Annotated in this window: 23 protein-coding genes; 8 read left to right on the forward strand and 15 right to left on the reverse strand. The window is 40.9% G+C overall.

All coding sequences use genetic code 11. From position 1 onward, the window contains the following. Positions 1-589 precede the first annotated feature (589 nt). From AC1F2U_RS04570 to AC1F2U_RS04585, 4 genes are all read right to left on the reverse strand, one after another. Entirely contained in the window at positions 590-712 is a 123-nt protein-coding gene (locus tag AC1F2U_RS04570; RefSeq protein WP_480260034.1) for a hypothetical protein, read from the reverse strand. A gap of 151 nt (positions 713-863) precedes the next feature. Beyond that, positions 864-1,364 (reverse strand): hypothetical protein, encoded by a 501-nt coding sequence (locus AC1F2U_RS04575; protein ID WP_480260035.1) that lies wholly within the window; start codon positions 1,362-1,364, stop codon positions 864-866. A gap of 356 nt (positions 1,365-1,720) precedes the next feature. Beyond that, positions 1,721-2,821, reverse strand: a complete 1,101-nt coding sequence (locus AC1F2U_RS04580; protein ID WP_480260036.1) for a D-alanine--D-alanine ligase family protein — start codon at positions 2,819-2,821, stop codon at positions 1,721-1,723. Between the two features lie 145 nt (positions 2,822-2,966). Beyond that, complete coding sequence (locus AC1F2U_RS04585; protein ID WP_480260037.1) at positions 2,967-3,458, reverse strand: hypothetical protein; 492 nt, start codon at positions 3,456-3,458, stop codon at positions 2,967-2,969. Positions 3,459-3,637: 179 nt separating this feature from the next. Between AC1F2U_RS04585 and AC1F2U_RS04590 the strand changes: the two genes are divergently transcribed. Then, entirely contained in the window at positions 3,638-5,329 is a 1,692-nt protein-coding gene (locus tag AC1F2U_RS04590; RefSeq protein ID WP_480260038.1) for an NAD-binding protein, read from the forward strand. A gap of 216 nt (positions 5,330-5,545) precedes the next feature. On the opposite strand, the gene def is transcribed toward AC1F2U_RS04590, so the two are convergent. Both def and AC1F2U_RS04600 read right to left on the reverse strand, forming a co-directional pair. Then, positions 5,546-6,076, reverse strand: a complete 531-nt coding sequence (def, locus tag AC1F2U_RS04595) for a peptide deformylase (RefSeq protein WP_480260039.1) — start codon at positions 6,074-6,076, stop codon at positions 5,546-5,548. A gap of 103 nt (positions 6,077-6,179) precedes the next feature. Next, positions 6,180-7,421: an HhoA/HhoB/HtrA family serine endopeptidase gene (locus AC1F2U_RS04600; RefSeq protein WP_480260040.1), complete on the reverse strand. Its 1,242-nt coding sequence runs from the start codon at positions 7,419-7,421 to the stop codon at positions 6,180-6,182. A gap of 165 nt (positions 7,422-7,586) precedes the next feature. On the opposite strand from AC1F2U_RS04600, the gene dnaA reads away from it, so the two are divergent. Next, the gene (gene dnaA, locus AC1F2U_RS04605; protein WP_480260041.1) at positions 7,587-8,969 is read left to right on the forward strand and encodes a chromosomal replication initiator protein DnaA; all 1,383 of its coding nucleotides are present in this window, start codon (positions 7,587-7,589) and stop codon (positions 8,967-8,969) included. A gap of 329 nt (positions 8,970-9,298) precedes the next feature. Here the strand turns inward: dnaA and AC1F2U_RS04610 are convergent, their stop codons facing one another. Further along, on the reverse strand, positions 9,299-9,739 hold the full coding sequence (locus tag AC1F2U_RS04610) for a hypothetical protein (protein ID WP_480260042.1): 441 nt from the start codon (positions 9,737-9,739) through the stop codon (positions 9,299-9,301). 221 nt (positions 9,740-9,960) lie between these two features. On the opposite strand from AC1F2U_RS04610, the gene AC1F2U_RS04615 reads away from it, so the two are divergent. The 4 genes from AC1F2U_RS04615 to dnaN all read left to right on the forward strand — a co-directional run bounded on the left by AC1F2U_RS04615 (position 9,961) and on the right by dnaN (position 12,449). Then, on the forward strand, positions 9,961-10,179 hold the full coding sequence (locus tag AC1F2U_RS04615) for a hypothetical protein (RefSeq protein ID WP_480260043.1): 219 nt from the start codon (positions 9,961-9,963) through the stop codon (positions 10,177-10,179). A gap of 142 nt (positions 10,180-10,321) precedes the next feature. Then, entirely contained in the window at positions 10,322-10,597 is a 276-nt protein-coding gene (locus tag AC1F2U_RS04620) for a hypothetical protein (protein WP_480260044.1), read from the forward strand. A gap of 167 nt (positions 10,598-10,764) precedes the next feature. Further along, positions 10,765-11,187 carry a type II toxin-antitoxin system VapC family toxin gene (locus AC1F2U_RS04625; protein WP_480260045.1) on the forward strand — a complete coding sequence of 141 codons (423 nt, stop codon included), beginning with the start codon at positions 10,765-10,767 and terminating at the stop codon, positions 11,185-11,187. Between the two features lie 98 nt (positions 11,188-11,285). After that, positions 11,286-12,449, forward strand: coding sequence for a DNA polymerase III subunit beta (gene dnaN, locus AC1F2U_RS04630; protein ID WP_480260046.1), 1,164 nt, complete (start codon positions 11,286-11,288; stop codon positions 12,447-12,449). Positions 12,450-12,519: 70 nt separating this feature from the next. Here dnaN and AC1F2U_RS04635 read toward each other — a convergent pair whose 3' ends face one another. The 5 genes from AC1F2U_RS04635 to AC1F2U_RS04655 form a co-directional block, all read right to left on the reverse strand. Then, the gene (locus AC1F2U_RS04635; RefSeq protein WP_334898867.1) at positions 12,520-12,843 is read right to left on the reverse strand and encodes a hypothetical protein; all 324 of its coding nucleotides are present in this window, start codon (positions 12,841-12,843) and stop codon (positions 12,520-12,522) included. 204 nt (positions 12,844-13,047) lie between these two features. After that, positions 13,048-16,350 carry a GAF domain-containing protein gene (locus tag AC1F2U_RS04640; protein WP_480260047.1) on the reverse strand — a complete coding sequence of 1,101 codons (3,303 nt, stop codon included), beginning with the start codon at positions 16,348-16,350 and terminating at the stop codon, positions 13,048-13,050. Positions 16,351-16,605: 255 nt separating this feature from the next. Continuing rightward, the gene (locus AC1F2U_RS04645) at positions 16,606-17,793 is read right to left on the reverse strand and encodes a TRC40/GET3/ArsA family transport-energizing ATPase (RefSeq protein ID WP_480260048.1); all 1,188 of its coding nucleotides are present in this window, start codon (positions 17,791-17,793) and stop codon (positions 16,606-16,608) included. A gap of 104 nt (positions 17,794-17,897) precedes the next feature. Continuing rightward, positions 17,898-18,179 (reverse strand): hypothetical protein, encoded by a 282-nt coding sequence (locus AC1F2U_RS04650; protein WP_094350381.1) that lies wholly within the window; start codon positions 18,177-18,179, stop codon positions 17,898-17,900. Positions 18,180-18,535: 356 nt separating this feature from the next. Beyond that, positions 18,536-19,537: a hypothetical protein gene (locus tag AC1F2U_RS04655; RefSeq protein WP_480260049.1), complete on the reverse strand. Its 1,002-nt coding sequence runs from the start codon at positions 19,535-19,537 to the stop codon at positions 18,536-18,538. A 110-nt stretch (positions 19,538-19,647) separates the two neighbouring features. Between AC1F2U_RS04655 and AC1F2U_RS04660 the strand changes: the two genes are divergently transcribed. Continuing rightward, complete coding sequence (locus AC1F2U_RS04660; RefSeq protein ID WP_480260050.1) at positions 19,648-20,397, forward strand: hypothetical protein; 750 nt, start codon at positions 19,648-19,650, stop codon at positions 20,395-20,397. A gap of 135 nt (positions 20,398-20,532) precedes the next feature. On the opposite strand, the gene AC1F2U_RS04665 is transcribed toward AC1F2U_RS04660, so the two are convergent. From AC1F2U_RS04665 to AC1F2U_RS04675, 3 genes are all read right to left on the reverse strand, one after another. Then, on the reverse strand, positions 20,533-21,252 hold the full coding sequence (locus tag AC1F2U_RS04665) for an HhH-GPD family protein (protein WP_480260051.1): 720 nt from the start codon (positions 21,250-21,252) through the stop codon (positions 20,533-20,535). A gap of 121 nt (positions 21,253-21,373) precedes the next feature. Next, positions 21,374-22,036 carry a DUF416 family protein gene (locus AC1F2U_RS04670; protein WP_480260052.1) on the reverse strand — a complete coding sequence of 221 codons (663 nt, stop codon included), beginning with the start codon at positions 22,034-22,036 and terminating at the stop codon, positions 21,374-21,376. A gap of 111 nt (positions 22,037-22,147) precedes the next feature. Further along, a complete protein-coding gene (locus AC1F2U_RS04675) occupies positions 22,148-22,780 on the reverse strand; it encodes a DUF416 family protein (protein WP_480260053.1) in 633 nt (210 codons plus the stop codon). A 231-nt stretch (positions 22,781-23,011) separates the two neighbouring features. Here AC1F2U_RS04675 and AC1F2U_RS04680 point away from each other — a divergent pair, with 231 nt between their 5' ends. Continuing rightward, positions 23,012-23,686, forward strand: a complete 675-nt coding sequence (locus AC1F2U_RS04680; protein ID WP_480260054.1) for a HupE/UreJ family protein — start codon at positions 23,012-23,014, stop codon at positions 23,684-23,686. Positions 23,687-23,832 lie beyond the last annotated feature (146 nt).

The raw sequence follows: 23,832 nt of genomic DNA on the forward strand, positions 1-23,832 counted from the left end.
AATAAGACTCTATAGCAATAGCGAAGTTCTAAGAAAAGCTTGCTCAGTATTTAACAATAGCACGAGGAGTGTTATCTGGCCGAAATGGAACGTTTATGTTATCAACGCCTCCCAATTCCCCTATTAGCTACCTTACCTCGAAAGAGTCCTCCACTTGTCACTGCTTCACTAAAAAAACGAACGCAGATAGAGCAACAAATTGAGTTTTCCCGTGTTACTGTCTTCTCAATTTGAGACTCCGAAAACTTTTCTGCGCCACTAAGCTCCTGAATTCTAAATTCTAGCTCCTGACTCATGAATTCTGTTTCGATAAAAAGAGAGTGGGAGGAAGCATATCAGTCAGCTTTCAAACTCCCACTCTACCATTTGCTGCTGAAGTGAACAGGAATGTATACAGACGTTACCCGTTACTTGGGGGCTAATGCGTAGTTTAACAACAACGCCTGCACGCATTAAATATTCCTGTTGCAGCAAATGCCAAACCTGATTATTGAATTTATTTACTGAGATAAATACTCTGCAAATAATTGTTATAGATAGCTTTTTGTTTTTGTAAATCACTTAGTAAATAGGGTTTTACAAAAGAAATTTACTTTGGTGGTAGTCCCTGATAATCAAACCCTTGAAGTCGTTTATCTTCATACAATTTAACTTGAATCATCAAAAGCTGGTTGCCATTTTGGCAAGTTTTTAAATTTCCTAATTTGCTCATATCTAACTTTTTAAAAGCGGTTTAACCGCTATAGAGCAAATAAATTATTCGTACATAACAAGATTCCCGACTTCTTAGAGAAAGTCGGGAATCTAAGCCAAGCTAATTGGCAAAAAGTGTTAATTTAACGGGGTTTTACTTTACCGTAATATTAATACTGGCGTAAAATGGCAGACAATGAACTATTTTTACGAAGATCCATCAAGTCTGCTAAAGGTTCTGTGCGCGTATCCAGGTGGTGCTTGTGTTCTGCTGGGAGAACAGTTACCAGATGCTTTGTTTTAGGTTGCATCTGCATAAGGGGCATTAGTTGTGGTTGTGGCTGTGGCACAAAAATTGGCTGACTCTTAGGAAGATTTGGTTCCAATTTTTGGTGATGCTTCTGTGCCACGCGTACCTGATGGCGATTAACCTGTTTTTGAACTTTTTGTGGTTGCTTGGTGCGGTTAAACATTCGGAAAATCAGCAAGGAACCACCACCACAGCTGAGAACGATCGCAGCAATCATCCATAAAGGTGTAGGATTGCTATTCTCAGAGGGCAGACTGATTGGTTCTTCAACTATAACTGGGATTTTTTCTGGTTCTTCTTGTGGCACGGGGCCAGCATTACCTAAGCTATATAACGCAAAGGTGCCACCTCCCAGAAACATGGCTAAACACCCGGTTAACAATAGCCAAGGATGATGTGCAACCAGATATATCAGAACATTCGAGCTGTTTCTTAGTCTCGATTTCCTGTTTGTCAGCTCTGGAGTAGCCCTTTTTAATTGGGTTCGCTCGCGCTGTACACTCTGACTTTTTTCCATGATTACTTTCAGATTTGTACCCCTCTAGTCAATAAATTGTACTGGAGGAGTCAAGCATCAGGTATCCGTAACAAAGTTCAGATTTTTGTAGCTTTTTTGTAAAACATAAGCTACAAAATCTGGCTAAATTTTGCCAAAGTTCTGTATTTATTGTGACTTTTCGCCGTAATAATCTGAAATCAGTTCGCTTATTTATTCTGTCAGCTAGGAGAATGCCTTTCAAGAGCAAGTTGAATTAACCGATCGACTAATTCTGGAAAGGAGACTCCACTATGTGCCCAGAGTTGAGGATACATACTCGTTGCAGTAAAGCCTGGTAACGTATTTATTTCGTTAATAAATACTTCTTGTGTTGCTTCCACATAGAAAAAATCTACCCTTGCTAACCCAGCAGCGTCAACAGCGGCAAAAGCTTGCAAAGCCATGTCCTGAATTTGACGAGCGATCGCATCTGGAAGCTGGGCAGGAATCAGTAAATCTGCCCGACCCTCAGTATATTTAGTTTCATAATCATAAAAATCGCTGTCATAAGTAATCTCTCCAATGACAGAGGCTTGGGGTTGATCGTTACCTAAAACGGCACACTCAACTTCTCTAGCGACGACTCCCGCTTCTACAACTAGTCGGCGATCGTAACTGGCAGCACTATCTAAGGCGGCTTCTAATTCTTGGCGCGATCGCACTTTAGCAATACCCACCGATGAACCCAAATTAGCAGGCTTGACAAAAGCAGGATAACCTAATGCTGCTTCAATTTCATCACACAGTTTCGGAAATACGCACGGATTAGACCAAACCTGCGATCTAGTTACCGCCTTGTATTTTACCTGTGCTAGTCCCGCTTGCTCAAAAGCCATTTTCATGGCAATTTTATCCATTCCCATTGCCGAACCTAACACCCCAGAACCGACAAAGGGGACTTGCATCAAAGTCAGTAACCCTTGAATCGTTCCATCTTCACCGTTAGGGCCGTGGAGGATGGGAAACCAAACATCTACTTGGGCAACTTGAGAGGGAGATTGCCAATTGCTCAGGGTTTGGGCTTGAGGGTTGGATGTCAGATTTCCAACAGATGTTGATTCTGTCGATTCCAGTAGCGGAGTGCCAGTTTCTAAAACCTTTTCGGGTGCTTCTCCTGCCAGCCAGCGGCCATCTTTTTGGATGTAAAAAGGCAGTATTTCGTACTTATTAGCATTTTGATCTGCACTCAAGGCGTTAGCGATCGCCCGTGCTGATTTGATCGAAACTTCATGTTCTCCCGAACGACCGCCAAACAGTAACCCCACCCGCAGCTTAGTCATTTTCGGCTCCTCCACACTTCTCAAGCAGATAGCGTATCACAACCTACAAAAATTGCCATATTTTTCTAGATTATTTTATTCCCTGTTCAAACCCTGACTAGAGAAAAACTCTACTATTTGAGGTGTCAAACTAATCATTGAGGAGTTAGTCAGCGATCGCCCATCTGACATAAGGACGGGAAGCCACTACACTTTTGTAAGTGATTAGGCGAGCGGGCGCATCAATTTTTCGTAAATCTACACGAAAATAAGCTTTTTTATTCTTAAATTCTACATTGTAGAAAGTGTATTCCTGCCCACTAGTTCGACCTACGCAAGAAGCATAATTACTGCGTAAAGGCAAAACAAATTCCACAAACTGCTTATTATTAGATGAAACTAACTTAGTTTCATCTGCAAATTCCCTAGTATCTGCGACTACCGTGTGTTCAGCGCCGCCTTCATAAGGCAGAACAAACCACCACAGTCCAATTTTTTGAGGACATATACCACTACTACGTTGTACATTCAGTGTCACATGAGGGGCAGAAATCCCTCCTGGCTCTGGCTGTGCTTGTGCTGTAGTAGCTATGCTTCCTGCTACAACTAGAGGGAATAAAATAGTACCAAAAGCTGTCAACTGTACCAAGTTTTTCATAACTTAAATTTTTCCAAATTTTAGGTATCTAAATAACATCGACTTTCATCAATTTGTAAAAGTGCCATCTTATTTAAAATAATCGTGTTGTCAGCTACAGTAATATTCCAGGAAAACGGGCAACAATATCGATAACTAACTAGAAATGCAGCCCTACCTGTAAAAGATGCTGCCGTTTCATGAAACCCAGAATTATTGTTTGTGGCTTAGGACGTACCGGATATAAAACCTTTCGTCTGCTGAGACACCAGGGAGCCTTCGTTGTTGGCATTCATCACCAATCTATCCCTGGCGAAACAGCAGGAGATGTGATTGTTGGAGATTTACAAGCAGCTTCTACCCTGACAGCAGCAGGCATTCAACAGGCGCACACTTTAGTCATCGCTGGATCTAAAGATGCTCTGAATTTATCTATTATGATGCAAGCGCGGGTGCTGAATCCCCAGATTCGGATTATCAACCGTTTTTATAATACAAATTTAGGAGAGCGCCTAGATCAAAGTTTGCCAGACCATTTGAGTATGAGTGTTGTCGGATTAGCAGCACCCGTATTTACCTTTGCAGCGCTGGGAAACCGAGCGATCGGACAAATCAAATTATTTCAGCAAACTTGGCCAATTCACGAAGAATACATCGATGAAAACCACTTCTGGAGAGGTTTAAAGCTGAGTGAATTGTGGTCAGACCGATCGCGGATGCTAATTTATTACTTACCAGTCAATGGTGAGATGGATTTGGTATCAGCCGTCATATCTGGCCAAGAAATCCAAGTAGGCGATCGCATAATTATTGGGACACAACCCCGCATCCGTTCTCCCCGGAGATCGTTGATTAGAAAACTGCTGAAAGTTATGACTAATTTTAAGCAGTTTCAGGAACACGGGCGATCGGTAGTGGTGGGTGCTATTGCACTATTGACGGTTATTGCGATCGCTACATTCACCTATATGTCGGCTGAGTTGAGTTTGTCTCCTGTGGATGCTCTATATTTTTCTGTCGGCATGATTACAGGAGCCGGTGGTAATGACAAAGTAGTAGAAAATGCTCCTAACAGTATTAAGTTATTTACTGTTGTGATGATGCTGATTGGAGCAGTGGTGATTGGTATTTGGTATGCAATGCTCACCGATTTTGTCTTAGGAAGCCGCTTTAAGCAATTTTGGGATGCAGCCCGAATTCCCCAGCGATCGCACTACATTGTCTGTGGCTTAAGCGGTATTGGGGTGAGAATTGTCCAGCAACTGCACGCTAGCGGACATGAAGTCGTAGTTGTTGAACCCGACTCCAACAGTAAATATATCAACACCGCCCGCGAACTCGGTATCCCTGTGATTCAGGGCGATGCTAGCTTCCGTACAATACTCAAAGCTAGCAATATAGAATCTGCCGCCGCAGTGCTGGCTGTGACTAGCAATGATGCTACAAATCTCGAAATTGCCCTCAAAGCCAAAGGTTTAACACCCAGCATTCCAGTGATTGTTCATTATGCCGATCCTGATTTTGCTGGCATAGCGCAACAGTTATTTGGCTTCGAGGCCGTACTGAGTCCGGCTGAACTAGCAGCCCCAGCTTTTGCCGCCGCTGCACTAGGGGGACGTATCCTTGGTAATGGCATCACAGCCGATAGTCTTTGGGTAGCTTTTGCGACTGTAATTACAACTTCACACGTCTTTTGCGGTCAGTGGGTAAAAGATGTAGCAATGTCTGCTGACTGTGTACCTTTATACGTAGAAACAAATCACCAAACTCTTCATGGTTGGGATTTACTAGAAACAAACCTCCATGCTGGTGATGTTTTATATATGACCATGCCAGCAACGCGGCTGTATCAGTTATGGCGGGGCGAGCAAGTTTGCGAATCACACGCTTAAATAATTCGTAATTAATATACTACTTCCCACTCCCCACTCCCAATACTGTTCGGTTAAAGCAAGAGACGCGATAAATCGCCGTCTCTACAATAACCAGTCTTTTGTAGAGACGGCGATTTATCGCGTCTTTGTGATGATTTATCGTATCTTTAGCGATTTAAAATTTTTATCAAAAAACCTTAACCGAACCGTATTGTCCCTATTCCCCACTCCCATTTATTTGTTAACTACTCGTTGTTGATATTCTTGCTCAGTAATCATATCAAGAGTATTTTCTAGACGATCGACAAATACGATACCGTCGAGATGGTCATATTCGTGTTGAAAAATCCGAGCGATAAAATCGGTTAATTCTTGCTTTTGTAAGTTGCCTTGAGAGTCAGTGTATTCGACTTCAATAGATTTATAGCGAGGAACTAACCCCCTAATTCCAGGAACACTTAAACAACCTTCCCAATCTTTGACAACTTCAGTTGAATGAGCAATGATTTTGGGATTAATCATGGCAGTAGGTTCCATTTCTGGGGCGTTAGGATACCTGGCATTAGGACGGGAAGCCACAATAAATAAACGATAGGATTGCGCTACTTGAGGCGCAGCGATTCCCACACCGTTAGCCTTAGCAACAGTGGCGATTAAATCTTCAATCAATTTTTGGATCTGCTCATCTTGGATATTTTCAACCCAAGCAGCTTTTTTGCGCAATGTTGGATTGCCTAATTGAATTATTGGCGCTAATTCAGTCATGATAAAGCTCCTTTAGATAATGGGGAATGGGGAATGGGGAATGGGGAATGGGGAATTTTTATAACTCCTGCCTTCTGCCTCCTGCCTCCTGCCTTCTTCTAGATTATCCTTCACGTCTGACGGGCAAAGGAGCAGGTTGAACTCCTACTTGGACAATTTGCCCATTGCGTTCCACTTCTATGGGTAATTTCGTACCGATTTTGCTCTTTTCTACTAGCTTTTGTACTTCTTCAATTTTAGTAACAGGCTGGCTGTTAATGCTTTTAATCACATCCCCGACTCGTAGCCCAGCTTCAGATGCAGGCGATCGCGGCACAATCTCAACCAGCAAAACGCCTTCATCTGCTGTAAGATTTAAGCGATCGCCTGCTCCATTTTTTATTTTTTCTTTAATTTCTGGTGTCAGTGTCACCATCTGCACACCCAAATAAGGATGATCCACTTTACCTTTAGCGATTAATTCTTGGGCAATCCTTTGCACGGTATTAATGGGTATAGCAAATCCCAAGCCTTGAGCGCCTCGGATAATCGCTGTATTCATTGCAATCACTTGACCGCGAGCATTGAGCAATGGGCCACCGGAATTACCAGGGTTAATCGCAGCATCCGTTTGGATGTAATCAACCCGCTTGTCACTTGCACCGATATCGCTACTAGAACGCCCTGTAGCACTAATAATTCCAGATGTGACGGTATTATTCAAGCCTAATGGATTACCAATGGCAATTACAGCCTCTCCTGGTTGCAAAGTATCAGAATTACCCACAGCTAGAGTTGGCAGATTATTCGCATTAATTTTAATCGTTGCCACATCCGTTACCGGGTCTTCACCCAACACTTTACCGTCAAAAGTCCGGCCATCTTTGAGTGTGACAGTCACTCTATCAGCACCATCTACCACATGGGAATTGGTCACAATTTGACCGGAAGAATTAATAATAAATCCAGAGCCGCTACCGCGCTCTACCCTTTGTCTAGGCTGTGGGCTTCTCTCTCCAAAAAACCGCCGGAAAAATGGATCGTTAAATTCGTCTGGTACGCGAGAAGTGATTGTTCGGGAAGAATCAATCCGAACTACGGCAGGCCCCACTTGTTGCACTACTTTCACGACAAAATTAGGATCTCCAGACGAAGAGAAAATCGGCGGGGGGACAATTACCGGATTAGGTTGTGTTGTGTTTTGGGCTTGAGTATCGCTTTGCTGATTATCAACAGTCCTAGCAGGTAAAAGAGAGCAGCTCCCCAGGAACACCACTGCTACCCCGTATGAGAGCATCCACAACCTATGGGGTAAGCCCCTGGTTTCAATCTTTTTGGGCGCTGAGTGATGGTTTGTTATCTTCATGTGTCGTTGCTTCTCCCTTGTCAGTCAGTGGGTGTTAGGATCTTGCCTACTGGGTATGTCCCAAAATGGTTACAACTTAAAAGCTTATTTTAGGTCTAGCGTGTCTCAATGCTAAATTAGTGCTTTCTCTTCTATTGTGACGATTAGCAGCAAAGGTGGTGGATAATGGAAATTCCCATAGAAAGTCTGTGGAGTCAGGTACTAGAGCGCCTAAAGCTTGAACTATCCCGACCTACCTTTGAAACTTGGATCAAAACTGCTAGTGCAGAGCGATTAGAAAATAATTGTTTGGTTATCCGCACTCCTAACCCATTTGCTCGTAATTGGTTACAGAAGTATTACATCAATACTATTGCTCATGTAGTCCAAGATATTCTCGGTCATCCTGTCGGAATTTACATTACTGTTGCTCAAGGTGATGAAGTTTCTCATTTTAGTGAACGAGAGGTTGCTTGGGAATCACCAAATTCCAGCAGTATTTCTGAAGCTGTTCCCGATCGCAATCATAAAACTACTGACTTAAACTCTAAATATGTCTTTTCGCGGTTTGTAGTTGGTGCTAACAATCGCATGGCTCATGCTGCTTCTTTGGCAGTTGCGGAATCTCCAGGTAAAGAGTTTAATCCTTTGTTTTTATGCGGTGGCGTCGGCTTGGGTAAAACTCATCTGATGCAAGCTATTGGTCATTATCGCTATGCGATTTCTCCTAATTGTAAAATATTTTATGTTTCTACTGAGCAGTTTACTAATGATTTAATTACAGCCATCCGTAAGGATAGTATGCAAAGTTTTCGAGAGCATTACCGGGCGGCTGATGTTTTATTAGTGGATGATATTCAGTTTCTTGAAGGGAAGGAATATACCCAAGAGGAATTCTTTTATACTTTTAATACTTTGCATGAAGCTGGTAAACAAGTTGTCATTGCTTCCGACCGTCCACCTAACCAAATTCCTAGCTTGCAAGAACGTCTTTGTTCTCGGTTTTCTATGGGCTTAATTGCCGATATTCAAAAGCCGGATTTAGAAACGAGAATGGCAATTTTACAGAAAAAGGCTGAGGATGAAAATATTAGTCTTCCCCGCGATGTGATTGAGTATATAGCTTCTAACTATACTTCTAATATTCGAGAATTAGAAGGAGCTTTAATTCGGGCGGTGGCTTATATTTCTATTTGGGGTTTACCAATGACGGTGGAAAATATCACACCAGTTTTAGAACCGCCTAACGAAAAAATGGCAGCTACCCCAGAAGCAATTTTAAAGGTTGTGGCGGATAATTTTGATGTTTCAATAGATGACCTCAAAGGTAACTCACGACGAAGAGAGATTAGCTGGGCGCGCCAACTAGGAATGTATCTCATGCGCCAACACACCGCTTTGAGTTTGCCAAGAATTGGTGAGGAATTTGGTGGTAAAGACCATACAACGGTAATCTATAGTTGCGATAAAATTAATCAACTCCAGGAGAGCGATCGCACTTTAGCACAAACAATCCGCCAACTGAGCGATCGCATCAATATGACTAGCCGTTCTCAAAAACCATCTTGATGATAAATTCTAAGTTTTCCACAACCAGCAGTCTAATAATTAGCATTGATGGCTGAATAATTAGTCGATAATATTAAGTATCGTATAAAAATTGATTAAATTTCAGTTAATTTGTGGAGTAAATCTTACTTTTTGTCGATAAACCTGTGGAAAACTTGATATTTTGTTGGAAAAAGCTAATTAAGTATAATTACCTTGTGGAAAAAATCAGAGAGTTTTCCACAAGTTTTCCACAAGGTAAGCTTAATGGATTCCCAGCCTCCAGGCTGGGAACCAGTTATTTGGTGTCGGTTCAGCTTAACTTAGTACCATTCCCTATTGGATTTTAGCTAACTGACGATCGCACCCGACACCCCATTCATAGATCCATTTACAGAAGAAGGCTGAACAGAATCGGCTATTAAAGAATTAGTGACTTTGGAATTGCCTAATACGCTTCGCTTCTTCTTAGTATTACCTCGTCTAGCACCACCCGCCATCTCGTATTCCTGGCTGATTTTACCGTAACGGCTGGCAACTCCTAGTAACATTTTTTCTGACATAGCTATTACAACCTGTTCTGCGTTCTTCACGTCATCCGTGAGTTTGTCAATGGTAGATAACGCAGTGTTGTAGGCAGCAAGCTTAGACCGGAGATCGTTAATTGTCATATCATAAGCTTGTATTGTCAGTCCTTCGCCAAAGTCAAGTTCTACGCTGATAGATTGTAAACTTTCAATCCGGCGATCGGCTCGTTCTAAAACGCTAGAATTTCTTTTACGACGTGCCATAATGCATCTCTGCTACTAGGTTGATAGTACTGTTTTATACAAAAATATATTTAATGTCATGGGGAAATACTACAAATAAGTTGCGTAGGCGTAGCCATATTAGACATCGCATTTCCAAAACCTTAGTTAATTTCACTTAAATTATTTTTAGATTTCAGGTAGTAAATCAATTCATAAGTTCATTACAACAAATGCTGCAATGATTTAAGCCTTTCTTATACATGGAAGAGCATGTGTTGCAAAGTATTAAGCCTTTGCAGCAATTAATTATACATTTCTTGGAAATACTTAAGCCTTTCTTATACATGGAAGAGCATGTGTTGCAAAGTATTAAGCCTTTGCAGCAACTAATTATACATTTTTTGGAAATGCTTAAGCCTTTCTTATATATGGAAGAGCATGTGTTGCAAAGGTTTAAATTATTACAGCCTGAACCGTAGAAGCGATGCTTGTGGCGGACTACGCCTACGCGTTAATCAAACAAATAGCGATCGCCTTTGCCTTAACTCTTACGATAAAATAGCCTTTTAAAGCTTGTTAACGCGATCAATGAAGTCCTGTTGGTATTGAAACAGATAATTTATGACAGCCAGAGAGCAACTTATTCAGGAAATTGAACAAGTTTCAGATTCTTTAGTAGAAGAAGTACTAGACTTCTTGCTATTCATAAAAGATAGACAAGATCAAAAAAATTCCACATCTCATGATGAGCAAAGCCAGCCATCTGAGCAAAGCATTCTAGAGCGCATGGGAGGAATTCCCCAGCATTTGCTCTCAGTAGGTAATTTATCAGACCGAGATGTTCGGAGAGCGGTTATTGCATCACGGATAAAGCAGAGCCGCCAACAGGAATCATGACAGGGTGTAGGGTGTGGGGTGTGGGGTTAAGGGTTGGAAGAAGATGTTGTTCTATTTGATGCGCTAAAATTCAATTTTCTTAAACACACTCAGCCTACACCCAACACCCTATACCCAAAAGCCACTAATATCAGGGATTTACGCTTATCAAGCGTGCCATTCGAATCATGACCTATTATCCTACGATTTTAGTAGATACAGGTTTGTTGGTTGCTTTTTATGACTCAGCAGACTCACATCACGATCGGGTGGTTGAGTTTTTTGCTGGATGTACCAGTCGATTGCTAACGAGTGAAGGTTGTGTCACTGAAGTGATGTGGCTATTAGCCTCTGACTGGCAGGTGCAAAATGAGTTTCTGTCCCACCTAGCAAATTGCATCTACGAGTGCGAATCGCTTACGTCTCAAGATTTTGCTCGGATTGCTGAACTGAATGCCCAGTACGCTGATTTGCCAGGAGATTTTTCGGATTTATCGCTTGTGGTAATTTCTGAACGCCTGAATGTCGCTGCAATCGCCACACTCGATAAAGATTTTAATATTTATCGGCGTTATCGTAACCAACCGTTTAAACGAGTTTTTTACCCTTAAGCAACTTCATCAGCTATGCCTACGCGCTAATCAAACAAATAGCGATCGCCTATAAACATAAGGATGTTAGGATATCTTTCACAAGCTGCATCTGACTTATGAAATTAGTTTGCTCCCAAAGCGATCTCAGTACAAACCTCTCACTCGTTAGTCGTGCAGTACCTTCACGACCAACTCATCCGGTACTTGCCAATGTGCTGTTACAAGCGGATGCTGAAACTAACCAAGTAAGTTTAACAGCCTTCGATCTTAGTTTGGGAATTCGCACCAGCTTTAACGCAGAGGTATGGGAAAGTGGTGCGATCGCACTTCCTGCTAAGTTACTTGTAGACATCACCTCTCGTCTTCCAGAGGGCGAGATCACTCTCGATGATGAATCAGCCTTGACAGGTGCAACATCCGGTGGAGAAGGTTTAATCGTCACACTCACACCCAAGAGTGGACATTACCAAGTCCGAGCAATGGGGCCGGAAGAATTTCCCGAACTACCTATAATTGAAAATACAGAAGTAATCTATCTCACCACCGCCGCATTAATTGAAGGATTACGCGGTTCATTGTTTGCTACCAGTGCTGATGAAACCAAGCAAGTACTCACGGGCGTGCATTTAACAGTTAAACAAGACACCCTAGAATTTGCAGCTACAGACGGACATCGCCTCGCAGTCGTAGAAACTAGCAACGAGCGTCCTGTAGGCGGAACTAGTCAACTAGAAGTGACAGTACCAGCTAGAGCATTACGCGAACTTCAACGAATGTTAGCTCATAGCGCCTCATCAGATGAACCTGTAGCTTTATATTTCGATCGAGGTCAAGTTGTGTTTGCATGGCAAAATCAACGTTTGACTAGTCGCACATTAGAAGGGCAATATCCTGCTTATCGACAATTAATTCCCCGCCAATTTGAGCGACAAGTGACAATTGAACGGCGACAATTTGTCAGCACTTTGGAGCGGATTGCTGTGTTAGCCGATCAAAAAAATAATATTGTCAAGCTCAGTATTGATAGCGAAGCTCAAGAAATTACCTTATCTTGTGAAGCTCAAGATGTGGGCAGTGGTAGAGAGTCAATGCCTGCACAAATTTCTGGTGAAAATATTGAGATTGCCTTTAACATTAAATATTTGATGGAAGGCTTGAAAGAATTACCATCTTCAGAAATTCAAATGCATTTAAATCAAAGCTTAACTCCAGTGATTTTTACACCATTGAGTGGTTTGAAAATGACTTATTTAGCTATGCCGGTGCAACTTAGAAGTTAAAAAAATTGTAAGGTAGCACATCTTTGCTACCCTACAGCGTATTTTTTTCCACAGCAGATATGCATATATATTAAGTAATCCATATCAGATTAACTTTGTCCCCCTTCATCCCCACACGTACTATAAATTCATGTCCATCATCAGCAAAACTCAGCTTCCACAAATAGGTCTGAGTTTCTCCTTGTTTGAGATGACCGAAGTAAGTAGTTGTATAGCCCTCAGACATACGTGGAATTAGTGGGGAACTAACTTGGTCAAAATTTTCTTTGGTAATATCAGTTCTGTAGTCTGAATCACCTACTGTAAGAAAAAGATCGTAATTTCCCGTAGCCGTGGCATCCAAGATAGTCTGCAAACAACTAATGACGTTTTCAGAGGGATTTATCGAATTCATAATCATGTATCCTCCTAAGCGTTAAACCCTAGTCAAGTATAAATCCGGTCACTAGCTATCTATCACTTGTCAATCAAGCTACTATGCTTTCACCCCAAAACTCAAATTTTTTGCAGAAAATCAAAATTATTACATAACTTTGCATTCTTCATTTCCAAACCAGGAATAATCTGCACTACACAAGTTGATTTTTTGTTTCTATGATTAATTGATTTGTTTAATTGGAATTTCAATCCAAAATTCTGTACCTAACCCTGGCTGAGAATCACATCTAAACACACCACCGTGTTTATCTACGACAATCTGATAACTAATTGATAACCCCAAGCCAGTGCCTTTTCCCACTGGCTTAGTTGTAAAAAACGGATCGCAAATTCTAGCCTTCAGGGATTCAGGTATTCCTGGGCCATTGTCTGCAATGCGAACTACTACAGTCTTGATATTGCCTTCAAGTTCTCCAAAAGCAGTACGGATAGTAATTTGACTGCTATGACGTTTTGATTGAGATTCTGTGTAATCTTCTAAAGCATCGATCGCATTGCTTAAAACATTCATAAATACCTGATTTAGCGGCCCGGCATAGCACTCCACTAAAGGAAGGTTAGTATATTCTTTAACTAATTGAATCGCCGGACTTTCTGGTTTTGCTTTCAAGCGATGTTGCAAAATTAGCAAAGTGCTATCAATACCCTCATGAATATCAACTGGTTTTTTTTCTGCTTCATCAAGACGAGAGAAATTCCGTAAACCCAAGACAATCTGTCGGATGCGATCGACCCCAATTTTCATGGAAGATAGAGTTTTGGGCAAATCCTCCATGAGAAATTCTAAGTCGATTTCTAAGGCGCGATCGCTAATTTCAGGGCTAGGGTTGGGAGTATTTTGCAAATAAAGGTCTAGGATACTAAGCAAATCTTGGGTGTAATCGTTGACATGATTGATATTGCCATAAATGAAGTTCACGGGGTTATTAATTTCGTGAGCCACACCAGCTACCAATTGACCTAGTGAAGACATTTTTTCAGTTTGGATCAGTTGGGTTTGAGTTTGCTGTAAATCATGCAAAGCTTGAGCTAGCTTTTGCGTCTGCTCTTTGGTTTGATTATGTAATTGCGCTTGTTGAAGTGCAACCCCAAGCTGATTGGCAATTTGAGTAATAAATTTAATTTCTGAGGCTTCCCAATGGCGGGGTGCAGAATTCTGGTAAGCTGCTAATAAGCCCCATAGCTGTTGCCCAATAAATATAGGTGCGATCGCATAAGCTCTTGCTTGAATTTGCTCTAGAACTGCAACGTGGCATTGAGAGTGGCCAACTTCATAGATATCATCAACTGCAAAAGTTTCATTGTGACGATATCGCCCACCTTGGGTTTCCTGTAAATAGCTATCTTGCCAAACTGTCTTGGTATCTAAACCTACTAACTTTAACCAGTTATCGCCCACAAACTCGGCGATATATTCACCACTCCAATCAGCCTGGAAGCGGTAGACTGCAACTCGATCGGCTTGTAGTGATTTACAAATTTCTTGGGTTGTTGTCTGAAAAATCGCATTTAGATCGAGAGATTCTCTAACTTTCGCCACAACTTCAAACAATACCCGTTGTTGTTCTGCTGCTTGTTGCAAATCTAATGTCTGCTGTTGTGTCTGAGAGAGTAAATCAGCTTGCTGGAGTGCTACACCCATTTGGGCGGCAATTTGACTGAGGAAGTTAACTTCAGAAGTTTTCCATTGCCGGGGGCCAGTATGTTGATAAGTTGCCAACAAACCCCAAAGTTTTTGTCCAACAAAAATCGGCGCAAGCACAAAAGCGTGAATTTGGAACTGCTCTAAATTGTCGATATGACATTGAGCAAATCCCATTTTGTAGATGTCATCAACTGCAAATGTTTCATTGTGGCGGTAACGTCCTCCTTCTGTATCTTGTAAGTAGGTGTCATTCCAAATTGTATTAATACCTAGTTCCGACTCATTCGACCAGTATGGACTAGCAGCCTCGAAATCTCCGACAAATTCACCACCCCAATTAGCATCAAAACGATAAACAGAAACGCGATCGGCTTTGATTAATTGACAAACTTCTTTAGTTGTGGTTTGAAAAATCGTATTTGTGTCCAAAGATTCTCGAATCTCGGCAATAACTTTAAATACAGCCTGTTCTTGTTCAGCTGTCCGTTGTAACTCAGCGGTGCGTCTTCTAACTTGTTTTTCTAAATTTTCATTAAAAACTTGTACTTGTTGATGTAGTTCATACTGCTGAACTGCGGAAGCAAAGTGTTTACTGAGGTTTCTAGCCAGTTCAATCTCTTCAATTGTCCATTTTTGAGCTTGTGCTGTTTTAGATTCGCGCCAAACCTCAAAGGATCGCCGGGGGTACTGTTGCCTTCGATCGCTGTCATGCTGCCCCGCCCATAAAGTTTCTGTGTCTACTTCATTGCGGAAAATACTTAAGTAGCCAAGCAACTGCTGACGATACTGGAGTGGGATCATCAACACGCTGCGAATTTTAGTTGGTTGAAAAGCAACTTGCAAACTTCGCAAGCCAGGAGTGTTATATATATCCGAAATCGCCCAAACGTCGTAATTAGTAAATTTGTAGTGTTCCTGCCAGATACTATATTGCTCGATTAGTGGATATATAGTTTGTTCTGGCATTACAGGTTGCTCTCCACAGATATAAAGCTTGATACAGGTATTTCCTGGTATTAAGCATTCTGTTAAGCTGGTGACGTTGCCATTGTGGAAATCAAAAGCTTCATTTCTAATGCAAAGCCTGCCACCAACGCCATTAAAGGCAGCAACAGCCGCTTCTAGGGCTGGCTGTAAAACAATTGTCGGCAGTGAATGTAATAGGGTAGCAATGCGGTTAACGATCGCTTCTCGTTCGGCTGTTTTGCGAACTTGAGTGTGAAGGGTACTTTGAGCGATCGCCATTGACAGCTGCTCGACTACCATTTGTATTGCTTCTAGCTCATATTCTGAAATCAAACGCGCTTCAGAATTATGAGACACCAGCAGCCCCCAAAGTCGATCTTGATAGAGAATAGGCGCTACTACAGAAGATTTTACCCCCATTGCCGTCAAATATTCAATATGGCAGGGGTCTACAGGGCGGTAATGGATCTCCTCTGAGATATCTCCATTATCCAAGTCACGCAGGTGAATTTGACCAATCTCTTTAGTGTCAACATTCACAACAGAACGCACCCGTGATTTGATAAATAGTTCGCGGGCATAAGGTGGGATGTCATCGGAGGGAAAATTTAACCCCAGTAGCGACGGCAAATAATTTTTATTAATTGATTCAGCAATCACTTGACCACTACCATCGGGATGAAATTTGTAAATCATCACTCGATCGGTTTTTAATAGCGATCGCACTTCTGTCGTTGTCACTGTGATAATTTCTTCTAACTCTAAGCTTCGTCGGATACGGTTTGTAATGCGGCGTAGTAAGCTTTCTTCATGGCGATATAAGGGCAAATCTTGTTCAAAATTGGAGGACATTGTGATAGTAAAATAAATTAATAATTTGAAAACTGGCATAATTAAATCTAAAGACATTGTGAAATTTATTTCATCATTTTGTCTTCAGTAAAACTACGGTCAAATCATTAATAAAAATATTTTTTTAGCTTTGATTAAAATTCACCAAAACATCATAAAAACAGACGCTAAAAAGATTGCGTCTGTACTAGCTATAAGAGAAAATTCTTGCTTTTTAGTTTTAAGTTTTTGTTGACAGAGTAACGTTCAACAAAATTAAACTTTTGTGTTGTCAGAAAAGCGGATTTTTAGATAGTCATTTTCCATCTTTGCTCCGCCTGGTTGTAGTGCTGCTAAGGCTTGTGGCAAAACTAAGTTACGACGATGGTTGCCAATAGTGATGTTTAATTCGTCTCCAGTTTTACTGAGTTGAACTTGGTCTTTAGGAATACCTGGTAAGTAAAGTTCTAAGCTGTATTGGTTTTCCTCTTGCACTACTCTAAGAGTTGTTTCTTTGTAATAAACCTGAGTGGGATCTTCATCTTTATAAAGAGTTTCTTTCAGGCGTTCTAATGAAGCCAATCCACACATTTCCTCAGAAAATAGAGGAACTTCTTTCACAGGCAGAGGGTGAAAATCATCATGAATTTCTCGGCGATATTGCTCCTGACTTTCTTTCCAACGTTGGAAAAATGGGTCTTGGACTTCGCTTGGAATAATCCGATTCGCCACGACTAAATCTGTTGCAACATTATACAAACTCAGATAAGCATGGGCACGGAGAGACTCTTTAATCACCATTTTTTCGGGATTTGTTACTAGACGCACTGAGGTTTGAGTATTATCTGTTAATACTTTTTCCAGAGCTTCAATTTGTTCATAAAACTCAAAAGGTGCATCCATTACTTCTTTATCAGGTAGCGAAAAACCAGCAATTGGTCTAAACAAAGGTTCAACCAGAGGTCGAAGTGCCACCGAGATGTTTTGAAATGGTTTGTAAAAACGGCGCATATACCAGCCACCAACTTCAGGTAAACTCAGCAAACGCAGTGCTGTGCCGGTGGGGGCTGAGTCGATAATTAAGACATCAAACTCACCTTCATCGTAATGGCGTTTCATCCTTACCAAGCCAAAAATCTCATCCATCCCTGGTAAAATTGCCAATTCTTCCGCCTGTATGCCGTCTAAACCCCTTGCCTGTAAAACTTGGGTAATATAACGTTTCACAGCACCCCAGTTTCCCTCCAGTTCTTGCAACGCATCCAGTTCAGCACCCCAGAGATTTGGGCGAATTTTTTGAGGTGCGTGTCCCAGTTCCATATCAAAACTGTCTGCAAGGGAGTGGGCGGGATCTGTACTTAAAACCAATGTCTGATAGCCTAGTTCTGCGCAACGGAGTCCAGTTGCAGCAGCAACGGAAGTTTTGCCCACGCCGCCTTTACCAGTCATTAAAATTACACGCATATATGTTTTTACCCTGCCTGAGAATTTTTTACATTTATTTACATTATCGACTGTTTAAGGAAAATAAATGTTGTTTCAACACGTCTAGGCATTATTATGAGTATTTAACCTAACTCATCCGTTGGGTTTTGCTGCAATAACTGGTCAAGCTTAGTTTCCAGTGCTGAGAGTTTTTTAAGAATTGTGGGGCGATCGCCATCAATAGAAATTAGTAAATTGGTTATTCTCTCTTGTATATTGGTTAATTGTGCTACCGCATTCTGAATTTGGAGCATTCCTTCTCGGAGTTCTTGGCGTTCTTGTCGTGCTTCCGCCATTTCATCTAACATAGCTTGGACTGTTTTAGCATTACTCTCAATTAGATGTTTGAGTTCTTTATCAGTCATTGCGATCGCGCTTTGAAGTTGAGTTTATTATTAACTCTAAAGTATTGAGGGATTTTGTTTCAATCCCCAGTAGGGCAGCACAGTTTTGCTACCATGCACTGTGGTTTAATTACTTAAAAATTGCGATCGGGGCTGTTTACTGGCAATTAGATTTTTTACTCTCATGGCAAATACCTATACCTCTAGACACCAGTCATTACAAGGCTTAAGGGTTGCTCTTTGTAGTGCTAACTTTGGGTAATTTTTAGCGCTATAAAAAGTGAAGTGTTCTTGTTGCACTTGAGATAACCGACTGCTGCGGTTATCAAGCCCTCATCCCACTCCACAAAATTGGATAATTTATTTGTTGGAAATTCCTAATTCACTGTCCCAAGGACATTTTGCTGTAGAGGAACGCCACTAAAGGCAATTTCCTCAACATTCAAGACATTCAAGGTGAATTGATCCCGCTTAATGGTGTAATTGTTGGGGCTGCCTGTACCCGTAATAATATAATCACTTTTGAAATTAGACAGAATTAGCTTATCCGATCCCGATCCACCATCAATCGTGGCATTACCGTAACCAACATCAAATATGTCGTCGCCACCTCCACCCTTAATCAAGACATCGGCAATAGCACCCCCTTGGGCGGAAACAGTATTACCGTTAGCATCAATTCGACGGGCTTTGAATTTATCGTTACCGTTTCCACCATCAATCGTGCCGCCTTGAATGCCAATGCTAGTGCCATAGCCAGTAAGGATATCAGCTCCTGCCCCTTGATAAATAATGCCATCAGTATTAAGAATACCTGTGCCTTGACTAATGCCAGTGCCAATGAGGGTATCGTTGCCATCGCCTAAATTGATTGTGCCATTGTTAACAATGCCTATACCTATACCAGGTGCAAGCTCCTCTGGGCCGTTCCCAAAAGGGTTATCAGCGTAGTACCCTTTACCGCCTGTGCCTGTGCCAGAGAGATAGTCGTTTCCCTGCCCAAGAGCGATCGTGCTACCCTTGCTGTTGGAGATGCCTATACCCCTACCCGCATCGTAGGATCTAAAAGGTTCTAAATCTGCATCACTGCCATTGCCGATACCAACAATAGAATCGTTTCCTTTCTCTCCATTAATGTTGCTACCACCACTGTTGAAGATACCTGTACTTTCTTTTCCAGTACTACTAATTACACCACTTCCAGTTCCCTTGATGGAATCGTTCCCTTCTCCTCCATTAATGTTGCTGCCCTCAGTGTTAGAGATTCCTATAGCATTCCCCTCAAATACTCCAATTCCAGTTCCAAAGATAGAGTCAAAAATTTGCAATCTCTTGGGAAAAACTTTCATATACTCATCAATAACCAGAACTATTCCCAAAAAAATCCTGTCCAAGAATAAGTTATACTTCAAAGATTTCAGGGAAGATGAGCAATACCAAGATAGTATATGTATGTTTATTCCTCTTTATGATAATTGTCTTGTTTAATATGCTAGCAAGGCAGATTCAGACAAATTCTTTCCCCGTAGCTAAACAACAGGGAATCAGAGTTTTATTTATTGGCAACAGCTATACATATTTCAACGATCTTCCTTGGTTGACACAACAGTTGGCTGCTTCGGCAAAAGAACCTAAAAAGTTAGAAACTGAAATGGTTGTGATAGGTGGAGCGACACTTCAAAACCACTGGAAACGTGGTAAAGCACTCAGACTTTTGAAAGCAAAACGCTGGGATTATGTAGTACTGCAAGAGCAAAGTACTTTACCAATTACCAATCCCCAGGAAATGTACAAATACGCTACTCTGTTTGATGCTGAGATTAAGCGAGTGAATTCCCAAACAGTGTTTTACTTGACTTGGGCAAAGCAAAATCAACCAGAAACGCAACAGATATTGACTGATGCTTATATGAACATTGCTCAAGAACTGAAAGCTAAAGTTGCACCTGTGGGAATAGCTTGGCAAAAAATTCAGGAAGCGAATCTGAAATTAAACCTTTACAGTTCCGATAAAAGCCACCCTAGTCCGATTGGCTCGTATGTAGCAGCGTGTGTATTCTATACAACATTTTATGAGAATAGTCCTGTAGGCTTGAGTCGTCGTATATATAGTAGTAATGCTAGTACGCCACAAGAAAACAACAGAATTGAGTTGGAAAGTTTAAGTGAAACGGATGCCGAAATGATTCAAAAATTAGTTGAGTATATCGTGAAAAAGAATTCAGAAGTCAGTATTTAGGAGTCAGAATAAATTAACGAAAATTAAAAAGTAAAAACAGTGCTACACATAAATAAATTTAGAATAATAGGTTGGGTTGAGCGACATAAAAAACCAAAAAAGCTTTGATAATTTTGGGTTCTGATAAACTTGATGCTATGTTTTATTAAGATTCTCTAAGTTACGTTGTGTTTGGGCATAATTGCACTTTACTGAAAGAGGACAATGATTACAAAGAGGATTTTTTGCCTTACAAACCATCGCTCCAAAATCTAGCAATGTTAAATTCCACTTGCCAACTTCCTTGTTAGGAGCAATTATTTCTGCTGCACCCCAAAGAATTTTACAGCGCGATTTGACTCTTTCTCCTTGCAAGCCAAAGAAGCGTTCGAGGATGCGAGCTACGTTAGTATCGAGTACGGCTAGCGGTTGGCTGAAGGCTTGAGAACAAATAGCACGAGCTGTATATTTACCAATTCCAGGTAATTCAAGCAACTGCTTTTCTGAATCGGGGATTTTTCCTCCATACTGCTCTAAGATGATGCAAGCGCACTTTTGTAATCTTTCAGCGCGGAAGAAAAGACCCAAAGGCTCAAGCAATTCGCTCAATTCATTAATGCTTGCTTTTACTAGTTTCTCAAGCGTTGGATATTTAAAGAAAAATGTATTGTAGATAGGAACAACCGAAACTGCATCTGTTTTTTGCAGCAGATATTCTGCAACAAGAATTGCGTAAGAATCGCAAGTCTGTCGCCAAGGAAAATCGCGTAACTTTTGGGTTCCCCATGTAGAAAGATGGTGGCGAAACCATTTAATTTTTACAGCATCCAAATTTGATACTGCGTTTTCTTGAGGTTCTTTAGCCGCATCCTTCACAATTTTTTTCTCAACTTAAATCTAGCAGACTTTTACCACCATTTTGAGAAGAAGTACGCAGCCATTGTAAAAACTCAGGAGTTAAAGTGGGAGTTTCTCGCAGGCGCCGTAAGTCTTCGCTTTATTTTGCCATTTCCCGTACTGTAAAGGGATGGTTGGCAACTATTTCTACTAGTTCTTCGTGGGAAATGTCTGCCGAGTATTCGTCTTCAGACTGCCATAAATAATCTATATACTCAAAAAGAGTTTCATGTATTTCTTTTGCTACTGAAATAGTCTGTTGTACACTTGGATCTAAACGAATTTCTAACTGTAATAGTTGTTCATCTGAAATATCTTGCGAATTTTTTTCTTCAGATTCGCATGTTAAATAATCTATATACATAAAAAGAGTTTCGTCTATTTCTTTTGCTACTAAAATAATTTGTTGTGGAATTTGTTCTAGACAAAGTTCTATAGCTTCACAGACAATCCACGCACCTCTCTGTCCTTCTGGAGTTTCTTCGTTTTCATAGTCATAGGGATATTCTTCACAATTAGACAATAACTCACGAAATCTTGCCGCATTGATTTTTTTACCTGCCAAAAATTCCCAAATTTCGTCAAGTGCTTCTCTTATAGGATCTTTATCATTCCAGCCTTGTTCTTTTATTTCTCGTAAGAAAATGCCATAGTTCGGAAACAATCTCTCACAACAAGCTGCCGCAAACGCAACTCGATACATAGGTGAAATAGCTTCTAGTTCTAGCTCCAATATATCAAATTTACCGTACTTAAGATGCACTTTTATACTTGAGTTATGTTGTCAAAGGTTGTTGTAACACTTGTTCATTGAAATGACAACTTTCTACTACTTTCATTAATTTCTATAATTGTACCCTTCACAATTGTTTTCTCAACTTAAATCTAACAGACTTTTACCACCATTTTCAGAAGAAGTACGCAGCCATTGTAAAAACTCAGGAGTTAAAGTGGGAGTTTCTCGCAAGCGCCGCAAATCTTCGCTTTGTTTTGCCATTTCTCGTACTGTAAACGGATGGTTGGTAACTATTTCTAGTAGCGCTTCGTGGGAAATGTCTTCTGAGTATTCGTCTTCAGACTCGCATCTTAAATAATCTATATACATGAAAAGAGTTTCGTCTATTTCTTTTGCTACTGAAATAGTCTGTTGTGTAGTTCGATCTATACAAAGTTCCAAAGTATTGAGAATTGCATCTGCGGCTCTCTGTGCTTCTGGAGTGTCTACGTTTTCATACTCGCTGGGGTAGCTTTGGTCGGAATCAGAATACAGTTGACGAAATCTTGCCACATCAATCTTTTTTCCTGCCAAAAAGTGCCAGATTTCATCAAGTCCTACTCTAAATAAATCTTCTCCATTCCAGTCATCTTCTCTAATTGTTCGCAAGAAAATATCATAATGGGGATACAATCTCTCGCAACAAGCCGCAGCAAAGGCAACTCGATGCATAGGTGGAAGAGCTTCTAGTTCTCGCTCCAATATATCGAATTCACCGTACTTTAGATTCATTTTTATAGTTTAGTTGTATTGTCAGCAGTTTTGGGTCGATTCTTGATTAGCGATCGCATCTTGAATCTCAATATTAATAACCCGCTCCTACTTGCTTATGAAAGAACTTTTTCTACCACTGCGGGTTTACATCACTTTCTGAAGCTAGTACGATTTAGGGTAATTACCACGTTAGTTTTTTGGGGTAGGTGGGTAGTATAAATTACCTAAAAACTAATTTGGTATATAGCGATGTTCAAGACTCAATTATCAGAATCTCATGCTTGGGGGGAACTTAAGACCTCAAAGTTCATGGATCGCCATGTTGGGGCGATCGCAGCTTTAATTTTAATTAGCTTACTGAGTTCACTGAGTGGTACACCAGTTGACCATAATATCTCTAACGGCTGGGAAGCCTTTGTTTGGGGATTGGCAGATCCAGTAATTAGTTTAAATTGTTTAGTTGGTATTGTTGCGATTGGCTTACTCTCATCTGTGTTTATTCGTGGCGCTGCGATCGCTGGATGTTTTGTATTCGCAACAGTTTTGGGTATTGTAATTCATATATTTCAGTTAGATTTACCAGGTACAGAGATAGCGATCGCTATCTCTACCATCGTTTTTGGTACTATGCTGATGATGCCAAATCAACTAAACTTTCTGGTGCTAGCTCTGGTGGGCATCAGTGCTGGTTTATTTCAGGGTTACGCTAATGCTGAATCTATTGTTAGTGCAGGAACAATATCAGTAGTTGCCTATATAGTAGGTATTGCCTTAACTCTGTTTGCCGTTGCCATGAGTGCTAGAGAAATTGGTGTTGGGATGGGTATGGGAGAAATAAACCGAATTTTACCCTGGAAAATCAGCCTTGCTGGTTTTGCCTTGTGTGCGATCGGTATCGTGTTTTTGAGCAATTCGCTTATTTAAATCAGATATTTCAATTCAGTGGAATACATTCATTCGTGGGGGCGTACACCTAGCTGTGCGCCCCCACTGCGTTTTCAAACTGGACAAGCAAGCGTTCTAGTGAATAAGTTGATGCACCTCTGCGCTAATCTAGAAGCTAGATATAA

Source organism: Nostoc sp. LEGE 12454 (assembly GCF_056620565.1).

What these genes read in the sequence shown, in the direction of transcription:
- AC1F2U_RS04570 (WP_480260034.1), bottom strand. Translation starts at nt 712, where the DNA reads ATGAGCAAATTAGGAAATTTAAAAACTTGCCAAAATGGCAACCAGCTT.
- AC1F2U_RS04575 (WP_480260035.1), bottom strand. Translation starts at nt 1,364, where the DNA reads ATGTTTCTGGGAGGTGGCACCTTTGCGTTATATAGCTTAGGTAATGCT.
- AC1F2U_RS04580 (WP_480260036.1), bottom strand. Translation starts at nt 2,821, where the DNA reads ATGACTAAGCTGCGGGTGGGGTTACTGTTTGGCGGTCGTTCGGGAGAA.
- AC1F2U_RS04585 (WP_480260037.1), bottom strand. Translation starts at nt 3,458, where the DNA reads ATGAAAAACTTGGTACAGTTGACAGCTTTTGGTACTATTTTATTCCCT.
- AC1F2U_RS04590 (WP_480260038.1), top strand. Translation starts at nt 3,638, where the DNA reads ATGAAACCCAGAATTATTGTTTGTGGCTTAGGACGTACCGGATATAAA.
- def (WP_480260039.1), bottom strand. Translation starts at nt 6,076, where the DNA reads ATGACTGAATTAGCGCCAATAATTCAATTAGGCAATCCAACATTGCGC.
- AC1F2U_RS04600 (WP_480260040.1), bottom strand. Translation starts at nt 7,421, where the DNA reads ATGAAGATAACAAACCATCACTCAGCGCCCAAAAAGATTGAAACCAGG.
- dnaA (WP_480260041.1), top strand. Translation starts at nt 7,587, where the DNA reads ATGGAAATTCCCATAGAAAGTCTGTGGAGTCAGGTACTAGAGCGCCTA.
- AC1F2U_RS04610 (WP_480260042.1), bottom strand. Translation starts at nt 9,739, where the DNA reads ATGGCACGTCGTAAAAGAAATTCTAGCGTTTTAGAACGAGCCGATCGC.
- AC1F2U_RS04615 (WP_480260043.1), top strand. Translation starts at nt 9,961, where the DNA reads ATGGAAGAGCATGTGTTGCAAAGTATTAAGCCTTTGCAGCAATTAATT.
- AC1F2U_RS04620 (WP_480260044.1), top strand. Translation starts at nt 10,322, where the DNA reads ATGACAGCCAGAGAGCAACTTATTCAGGAAATTGAACAAGTTTCAGAT.
- AC1F2U_RS04625 (WP_480260045.1), top strand. Translation starts at nt 10,765, where the DNA reads ATGACCTATTATCCTACGATTTTAGTAGATACAGGTTTGTTGGTTGCT.
- dnaN (WP_480260046.1), top strand. Translation starts at nt 11,286, where the DNA reads ATGAAATTAGTTTGCTCCCAAAGCGATCTCAGTACAAACCTCTCACTC.
- AC1F2U_RS04635 (WP_334898867.1), bottom strand. Translation starts at nt 12,843, where the DNA reads ATGAATTCGATAAATCCCTCTGAAAACGTCATTAGTTGTTTGCAGACT.
- AC1F2U_RS04640 (WP_480260047.1), bottom strand. Translation starts at nt 16,350, where the DNA reads ATGTCCTCCAATTTTGAACAAGATTTGCCCTTATATCGCCATGAAGAA.
- AC1F2U_RS04645 (WP_480260048.1), bottom strand. Translation starts at nt 17,793, where the DNA reads ATGCGTGTAATTTTAATGACTGGTAAAGGCGGCGTGGGCAAAACTTCC.
- AC1F2U_RS04650 (WP_094350381.1), bottom strand. Translation starts at nt 18,179, where the DNA reads ATGACTGATAAAGAACTCAAACATCTAATTGAGAGTAATGCTAAAACA.
- AC1F2U_RS04660 (WP_480260050.1), top strand. Translation starts at nt 19,648, where the DNA reads ATGCTAGCAAGGCAGATTCAGACAAATTCTTTCCCCGTAGCTAAACAA.
- AC1F2U_RS04675 (WP_480260053.1), bottom strand. Translation starts at nt 22,780, where the DNA reads ATGAATCTAAAGTACGGTGAATTCGATATATTGGAGCGAGAACTAGAA.
- AC1F2U_RS04680 (WP_480260054.1), top strand. Translation starts at nt 23,012, where the DNA reads ATGTTCAAGACTCAATTATCAGAATCTCATGCTTGGGGGGAACTTAAG.